Annotated in this window: 8 protein-coding genes; all 8 read right to left on the bottom strand. The window is 71.2% G+C overall.

Features of this window, described 5'->3' with window-relative positions:
* Positions 1-418 (bottom strand): hypothetical protein (locus AC08ON_RS02705; protein ID WP_476616391.1); only part of this gene is annotated, 418 nt, incomplete at its 3' end.
* Complete coding sequence (locus AC08ON_RS02700) at positions 415-1,524, bottom strand: MraY family glycosyltransferase (RefSeq protein ID WP_476606295.1); 1,110 nt, start codon at positions 1,522-1,524, stop codon at positions 415-417. The genes AC08ON_RS02705 and AC08ON_RS02700, both read right to left, overlap by 4 nt.
* A 97-nt stretch (positions 1,525-1,621) precedes the next feature.
* Positions 1,622-2,878 (bottom strand): serine hydroxymethyltransferase, encoded by a 1,257-nt coding sequence (locus AC08ON_RS02695; RefSeq protein WP_476606296.1) that lies wholly within the window; start codon positions 2,876-2,878, stop codon positions 1,622-1,624.
* A gap of 313 nt (positions 2,879-3,191) precedes the next feature.
* Entirely contained in the window at positions 3,192-3,842 is a 651-nt protein-coding gene (locus AC08ON_RS02690) for an L-threonylcarbamoyladenylate synthase (RefSeq protein WP_476609278.1), read from the bottom strand.
* Between the two features lie 34 nt (positions 3,843-3,876).
* Positions 3,877-4,893, bottom strand: a complete 1,017-nt coding sequence (gene prmC, locus AC08ON_RS02685; RefSeq protein ID WP_476606298.1) for a peptide chain release factor N(5)-glutamine methyltransferase — start codon at positions 4,891-4,893, stop codon at positions 3,877-3,879.
* A complete protein-coding gene (gene prfA / locus AC08ON_RS02680) occupies positions 4,890-5,963 on the bottom strand; it encodes a peptide chain release factor 1 (RefSeq protein WP_476606299.1) in 1,074 nt (357 codons plus the stop codon). The genes prmC and prfA overlap by 4 nt, the downstream gene beginning before the upstream one ends.
* A 128-nt stretch (positions 5,964-6,091) precedes the next feature.
* The gene (gene rpmE / locus AC08ON_RS02675) at positions 6,092-6,328 is read right to left on the bottom strand and encodes a 50S ribosomal protein L31 (protein ID WP_476606300.1); all 237 of its coding nucleotides are present in this window, start codon (positions 6,326-6,328) and stop codon (positions 6,092-6,094) included.
* A gap of 246 nt (positions 6,329-6,574) precedes the next feature.
* The coding region (rho, locus tag AC08ON_RS02670) for a transcription termination factor Rho (protein ID WP_476616390.1) at positions 6,575-8,442 on the bottom strand (1,868 nt) is incomplete at its 5' end.

Below are 8,442 nucleotides of genomic sequence, written 5' to 3'. Positions count from 1 at the left end.
GCGAGGCGTCCCACGCGCCGGGACGCTCCGGGTCGTAGAAGGGCATCCGGGTGTGGGTCGCGACCCAGAGCTCGGCACCCATCCACCCGAAGACCCCGGCGAAAATCGACCAGGCGAAGGCTGGCAGGTCAAGGGCCTCCGTGTCCTGGATCACCACGAGCAGGACACCCAGCAGTGCTACCTTCGCCGCGTAGGTGCCAAGGGCCGCCGGCAGGAGCAGATGCGGCGCCCGGCGCGCGACGGCCCCGACCGCCACCTTGCTGATACCGAAGAACGCCATGACGATCATCAGGCCGACCGCGGCACTCAGGGCGCCCGTCCCGCCGCGCAGGACCACCGCGAGCCCCACCGCCGGGACCGCCAGCACCCCGGTCAGCGCCGCTCCCAGCCGGATCACCCGGGCCGCCGGCACGATCATGCGCGCCGCGCCGATCGCTGGGTCCTGATCAGCAGCGCGATCAGGACCGCGAGGCCCACTCCGACGGTGGCGACCAGGATCGGCAACGGGGAGTTGGAGAACGACGCGGCGACACCTCCGAACCCGACCAGAGCCGCCCAGAAATACATGAAGAGAACCGCCCTCACGTGCGAATTACCGATTTCCAGCATGCGGTGGTGGAGATGCATCTTGTCCGCCGCGAACGGCGAGCGCCCCGCCCTCGTCCGCCGGACGACCGCGAGCCCGAGATCGAGAAACGGAACGGCGAGCACGGCCAGGGGTATCGCCAACGGGATCAGCGACGGGTAGGACCGTGAGGGTCCAGCGTAACCCCCGTAGGCCACCTGACCGGTCACGGAGATCATCGATGCGGCCGACAGCAGGCCGATGAGCATCGAGCCCGAGTCCCCCATGAACAGCCGGGCCGGATTGAAATTGTGCGGCAGGAAGCCGATGCAGACCCCGGCGGTCACGGCGGCCAGGAGCGCCGCCGGGGAGGCCCGGTAGAAGCCGTTGATCACTGCGATCTGATAGGCGAAGTAGAAGGTCGCGCCGGCGGCGATCGCCGCGACGCCCGCCGCGAGGCCGTCCAGGCCATCGATGAAGTTCATCGCGTTGATAAGCACGACCGTGGCGAGGATGGACAGCGGGACCGCGGTCTCCGGTCCCAGGCTCAGCGTCGTCTCGCTGTCCCGATTGATCGCAAACGTCCATTGGACGCCGAGGAGCACCATGATGCCGGCCGTGGCGACCTGCCCGGCCAGTTTGGTCAGGGAGTCCAGTTCCCATCGGTCGTCGGCGACGCCGAGCAGGCAGATCAAGGTGCCGGCGACGAGCACCGCCCGGATCTCCGACCAGTCCTGGGAGACCACCGAGAGGAACGGCAGGCGGTCCGCCACCCCGAACCCGGCGTAGAGCCCGGCAAGCATGGCCAGGCCCCCCAGCCGGGGCGTCGGGGTGGAGTGGACGTCGCGGGCACGTACCCCGGCGACGGCACCGATGCGCATGGCGAAGACGCGTGCCACCGGCGTGGCGAGAAAGGTCACCGCCGCCGAGACCACGAAGACGAGCAGGTACTCGCGCACCGTCGGGCATCTCCCGCCTGCCGGACCCGGATCCGGCTACTGCCGCCTGCTGCCGCGGCCGTGCGGAACCGCCTGATCCCCCACCGCGGATCGACCCCTACCGCGGATAGGCCGGATGCCGGGCGACGAGCGCGGACACCGCCGCCGCGACGTCAGCGGCGGTGTCCGGCTCACGCACCGCGTGGGCGATCAGCCCCGCGATCTCCTTCATCTCCCCCTCGCCCATCCCCTGGGTGGTGACCGCCGGGGTTCCCACCCGGATGCCGGAGGAGATCGCGGGCGGCTGCGGGTCATAGGGAATGGCGTTCTTGTTCAGGGTGATGCCGGCCGCGTCGCAACGCGCCTCGGCTTCCTTGCCGCTGACCCCGAGTTCCCGCAGGTCGAGCAGGGCGAGATGGGTGTCGGTGCCACCGGCGACGGGCCGGATGCCCTCGGCGGCAAGCTCGTCGGCGAGCCGCTGCGCGTTGGCCACCACCTGGCGAGCGTACTGCGCGTAAGCAGGCGAGGCCGCCTCCCGCAACGCGACGGCCTTCGCCGCGACCGCGTGCATCAGCGGGCCACCCTGACTGAACGGGAACACGGCCTTGTCGATGCGGGAAGCCAGCTCCTCACGCGCGAGGATCATGCCCCCTCGCGGGCCGCGCAACACCTTGTGGGTGGTGAAGCTGACAACGTCGGCGTAGGGAACGGGGCTCGGGATCGCGCCCCCGGCGACCAGACCGATGAAGTGCGCCGCGTCCACCATCAGCCACGAACCGACCTCGTCGGCGATCGAGCGGAACGCGGCGAAGTCGATCAGACGTGGGTAGGCCGTCGCCCCACAGATGATCATCTTGGGCCGGTGCTGGCGGGCGAGCTCCCGCACCTGGTCGTAGTCGATCAGCTCGGTGTCCTCCCGCACGCCGTAGGCCACCACGTTGAACCACTTACCGGAGAAGCTCACCTTGCTGCCATGGGTGAGGTGACCGCCATGCGGTAACGACATCGCCAGGACCGTGTCACCGGGCGTGAGCAGCGCCGCGTACACGGCGAAGTTCGCCGACGAGCCCGAATGCGGTTGCAGGTTGGCGTGCTCCGCGCCGAAGAGCTGCTTCGCCCGGGCGATGCCGATCTCCTCGGCCCGGTCGACCACCTGGCAACCGCCGTAGTAACGCCGACCCGGATACCCTTCGGCATACTTGTTCGACAACGTCGAGCCCAGCGCCGCCAGCACCGCCGGGGACGTGAAGTTCTCGCTCGCGATGAGTTGCAGGCCGCCGCGCAGCCGGTCCAGCTCATCGAGGACCACCTCCGCGATCTGCGGATCCGTCGCGCTCAGCTGGTCGAAGTCCGGGCCCCAGAACGGGGTGCTCATGACGTTTCTAACCTCCTGCGTTAGAACGGCGACCGCGCTGGAACGGCGACCGCGCCACAACCGGCAACCGATGACCGGTGCCGCCGCGCGGGCGACCCGGTCACCCCATGCTCCTCTGGCCCGGGAACACCATCCACCCGGATCTACCCGAAGCCACCCGCTGTGACCATCGCCCCGCGACCCGGTTCAGGATCGTACGGGACTCTCCCGCCGGGACGATCAGCGGCGTCATGCCCACCCCGGCCCGGACCGTATCCCGGCCCGGACCGTCCGGACCGGCTCCGGCACGCGGAGCCGCCTGCGAGCTACGGGCTCATCGGTTCACGGGCTCCCGGATCAGCGGCAGCACCGCACGCAGCGCGGTGAGGCCAATCGCACCGCTGCGCAGTACAACGGGCACCTCCCCGGTGCAGTCGACGATGGTCGAGGGGACGGCGGCCGGGCACGGTCCCCCGTCGAGATAGACATCCGCGGCACCGCCGAGCTGGTGCAGCGCCTCGTCGATCGTCGTCGCCGGAGGCTGGCCACTGATGTTCGCGCTGGAGACGGCCATCGGCCCGGTCCGACCCAGCAGCTCGATCGCCACCGGGTGCAGCGGCATGCGCACCGCCACCGTGCCCCGGCTCTCCCCGAGATCCCAGCGCAGCGACGGGGTGTGCCGGGCCACCAGCGTCAGCCCGCCCGGCCAGAATGCGGTGATCAACTCCCGGACCTGGGGGGTCATCCGCTCGATCAGCCCGTCGAGGGTGCGCCAGGAGCCGACCAGGACCGGAACCGGCATGTTCCGGCCACGCCCCTTTGCCGCCAGCAGCGAGGCCACCGCGTCCCGATCGAAGGCGTCGGCGCCCAGCCCGTAGAGCGTGTCGGTAGGGAGCACAACCAGCCCGCCCCGGGCGACGGTGCCGACCGCCGCGTCGAGACCGCGGGCCCGCTCCCGTTCGTCAGAGCAGTCGAAACGTTCCATTGCCCGTCCTCTTCTCAAGGATCAGGGTTCGTCCTCAGGATCGGGGCTCACGGGACGCCCCGCGCCGGCCGGCGACGAACCGGTCCCGGCCGGCCAGGTCCCGATAATCCGCCACGTGCGACCAGCGACCGTCGGCGCGAAGCAGCTCGGGCGCCGACACCCCGTGGCCGTCGGCGTGTTCGATGACGAGTAGACCGCCTGGCCGCAGGAGCCGCGCAGCCACCCCGACAACCGTACGCACCACGTCGAGCCCGTCGGGCCCCCCCCACAGGGCACGGGCCGGATCATGCTCGCCCACCTCGGGCTCCACCGTGTGGCGGTCGGCGTCGGGGAGGTACGGCGGATTGCTGATGATCAGGTCGACCGTCCCGGCGAGTCGGGTGAGCGACTCGGGCAGCGCCGCGGCGATGTCGGCTGCGTGCGCCGTCACGGGAAGACCGGTGCCGGCGATGTTGCGTCGCAGCCAGACCACCGCCGCCGGGTCGACCTCCACGGCGTGCACCGTCGCGCCGGGCAGCTCCGCCGCCAGGGACAGCGCGATCGCCCCCGAGCCCGCACACAGATCGACGCACAACGGTCCCGGCCGCCGGGCCTCGGCGGACCCGGTGAGCTCTGTAAGCGCCCATTCGACGACAGACTCCGTCTCGGGCCTCGGGATGAAGACCCCGGGGCCGACGGTGAGATCGAGGTGGCGGAAGCCGGCGGCACCGGTCAGGTGCTGCAGCGGCACCCGCTGCGCGCGCCTGGCCACGAGCTCGTCCAGCCGCCGCGCTGCCGCCGCCGTGACGTCGTCGAGCAGTGCCAGCCTGCCGCGGGGCACCGCGAGCACGAAGGCAGCGAGCTGCTCGGCGTCGGCGCGGGGGCTCGCCACCCCGGCCGCACGCAACCGGTCGGTCGCCGCCGCCAACCACGCGGCCAGCGGTGTCAGGTCGGCCGCGTGGCGCACCGGGCTCAGGGGATCCGTGGAGCCCGAATGCGGGGACGCACCCCGGCCCGGCTGCTCCTGCTCCGTGCCCCGTGAGCGCCCCTGCACGGCCGGCGGGCCGGTCATGACGCCTGAGCCGCCAGCCGCGCGTCGAGGTCCGCGGCGGCCAGCGCGTCGAGGACCTCGTCGAGCTCCCCGTCGAGCACCTGGTCGAGGTTGTGTGCCTTGTAGCCGACCCGATGGTCGCTGATCCGGTTCTCGGCGAAGTTGTAGGTCCGGACCCGCTCCGACCGGTCCACCGTGCGGACCTGGCTGGCACGCGCCAGCGACGCCTCCGACTCGGCTTTCTCCCGGGCCGCCCCGAGCAGACGGGCCCGCAGGATCCGCAGCGCGGACTCCTTGTTCTGTAGCTGGCTCTTCTCGTTCTGGCAGGAGACCACCACACCGGTCGGGATATGGGTGATCCGGACCGCGGAGTCCGTGGTGTTGACACTCTGCCCACCGGGGCCGGACGAGCGGAACACGTCGATGCGCAGGTCGTTCGGGTCGATCTCGACATCAACCTCCTCGGCCTCCGGAAGCACCAGGACCCCGGCCGCCGAGGTGTGGATACGTCCGGCGGACTCGGTGACGGGCACCCGCTGGACGCGGTGCACCCCGCCCTCGAAGCGCAGCCGGCCATAGACACCGTCCCCGGGGCCCGCGGGTCCCCGGGCCTTCACCGCCACGCTGACATCACGGTAACCGCCGAGGTCGGAGGGGTTGGCGTCGAGGATCTCGGTCTTCCAGCCGCGCCGTTCGGCATAGCGCAGATACATCCGGAGCAGGTCTCCGGCGAACAGCGCCGATTCTTCGCCACCGGCGCCGGCCTTGACCTCGAGGATGGCGTCCCGGGCGTCGTCGGGGTCGATCGGGACGAGGTAGGCCCGCAGTCGGTCGTTGAGCCGGGCCAGCTCCTCGCCGAGATCATGGACCTCGTCCCGGAACGACGGGTCCAGCACCGCGAGCTCGCGGGCGGCAGCGAGGTCTCCCTCCACCCGGTCGAGCTCGCGCGCAAGATCCACGACCGGGGCGAGCTGCGCGTAGCGACGGCTCAGGGCGCGCGCCTTCGCGGGGTCGTTGTGCACCGCCGGGTCGGCGAGCTGCCCCTCGATCTCGGCGTGCTCGGCGATCAGGCCGTCGAGCGGGGACGTCATCGTGGTTCCTTCGCACGTCATGGTCCTGGAACGCGTCACGGTTCCGGGAGGGGGTCGGTGGGACGGGTATCGTCCGTCCCAGACGCGAACGGCGCCCGTCCGGAGTCCGGACGGGCGCCGCGGCCGAGCTACTTCGCGCCGCCGGCCTTCTCGCCGGGGCGCCGCCGGCCGAACCGGCGCTCGAACTTCTCGACCCGGCCGCCGACATCGAGGATCTTCTGCTTGCCGGTGTAGAACGGGTGGCACTGCGAGCAGACCTCGGCGTTGACGGCGCCGTTCTCCTTGGTGCTGCGGGTGGTGAAGGTGTTCCCGCAGGTACAGGTGACCGTCGTCTCGTGGTAGGTCGGGTGGACGTCAGGCTTCATGATCCCTCTTTCAAAGTGGCCGCCGGGTCGTCGTCCCGCGTGGACGACGTGAACCGGAGCCGGTCTGCTGCCAGTCTGCCAGAGGCCGGATGCGCCGACCGCCAGCCGGTGCAGGGATCCCCACGCTGCGCCGAAGCCCCCAACGACCCCCCAGCAAGATCGCCGAAGGCGATCGCGCGGAAACCCCGAACGGCGCCCTGGGCCAGGGACCCCCACACTGCGCCGAAGCCGCCGTGTGGGGGAAGGCTAATCCTGAGGCGGTGCGGTCTTGGCGATCTGCATCAGGAACTCGTAGTTCGTCCTGGTCTGCTTGAGCCGATCGAGCAGGAGCTCGAGGGCCTGCTGGGTCTCCCTGGTATGGAGCACGCGACGCAGCTTGTGCATGATCACGAGCTCGTCCGGGGCAAGCAGAATCTCCTCCTTGCGGGTACCGGAGGCGTCGACATCCACCGCGGGGAAGATCCGCTTGTCGGCAATCTTGCGATCGAGCTTGAGCTCGGCGTTGCCGGTTCCCTTGAACTCCTCAAAGATCACGATGTCCATCGTCGAACCGGTCTCCACCAGCGCCGTCGCAATGATCGTCAGAGACCCGCCGTTCTCGATGTTGCGGGCCGCGCCGAGGAACCGCTTCGGCGGGTAGAGCGCCGTCGAGTCGACACCACCGGACAGGATACGACCGGAGGCCGGGGCCGCCAGGTTGTAGGCACGGCCCAACCGGGTGATCGAGTCGAGCAGCACGACGACGTCGTGGCCCAACTCGACCAGGCGCTTGGCCCGCTCGATGGACAGCTCGGCGACATTGGTGTGGTCGGCCGGTGGACGGTCGAAGGTGGACGCGATGACCTCGCCCTTGACCGACCGCTGCATGTCGGTGACCTCCTCCGGCCGCTCATCGATGAGCACGACCATGAGGTGGACTTCCGGGTTATTCGTCGTGATCGCGTTCGCGATGGACTGCAGCACCATCGTCTTACCCGCCTTGGGCGGGCTGACGATCAGGGCCCGCTGCCCCTTGCCGATCGGCATCACGAGGTCGATGACCCGCGTGGTCAGCATGTGGGGCTCGGTCTCCAGCCGCAGCCGCTCCTGGGGGTAGAGCGGAGTCAGCTTGGTGAACTCCGGCCGGCCGCGTGCCTCCTCGGGCTCCATCCCGTTGATGGTGTCGAGCCGGACCAGCGCGTTGTACTTGTCCCGGCGCTGCTCGCCCTCCTGCGGGGCGCGGACGACACCGGTGATGGCGTCACCGCGGCGCAGCCCGTTGCGACGCACCTGGGCGAGGCTGACATAGACGTCGGTCGGGCCGGTCAGGTACCCGCTGGTCCGCACGAAGGCGTAGTTATCCAGAACGTCGAGAATGCCGGCGACGGGGACCAGGACGTCGTCCTCGCGCAGGACCGGCTCGTTCTCGCTCGGGCCGGCCTGCCCGCCGCGACCGCGGTTACGACCGCGTTCCCGGAAGCGGCCCCGCCGGCCACGGGCGGCGAAGTCGTCCTCGCCTTGCCCCCCTTGCCCTCCCTGCCCGGGCCGGTCGCCGCCGGAACGCTCTGCCCCGGACCGGTCACCCTGCTGGGTGCGATCCACGCGGCTGGGACGATCAGCGGACTGACGGTCCGTACCGGAGCGACGGTCCGCGCCCTGGCGGTCCGCCGTGGCACGCTCGCCGCCGGCCTCACCGCCCTGACGGTCACTCGCGCTCACCCGGCCGTTGTCGGCGGAACGATCCCGACGGTCCTCCCGACTCCGGGGACCGGCATCGGTCTGGCGGTGGGACGCGGCGGCCGGCGGAGCCGACGCGGGCGCCCCGGCCGGCTGGGCGGACACGGTCGGCTGGGCGGAAGCGGCCGATCCGGCCCGGGCGTCCACAACCGATCCGGCCCGGGTCTCCACGACCGTGTCCCCAGCCGCCGTTTCGGGCAGGGTCGGCTGCTCGGCGGCGGGGCTCGCCGCCGCCCGAGAGGCTCCACGGCGGGAACGGGTGCGGGTAGCGGTGCCGTCCGAGCCGGCAGCCTGCCGGGACACCCGCGGCGCGGGGGATGTCTCGCTCGCGGCCGGAACCGGTCCGGCGGGCGAGGCCGGCCCCGACTCCGCCGGGGGCGGCGGCGCAAGGGCCGTGG

The organism is Frankia sp. CoWAU3 (assembly GCF_977971855.1).
Note: the sequence above shows the minus strand (reverse complement) of the source record. Positions and strands in the feature narration are given on the sequence as shown.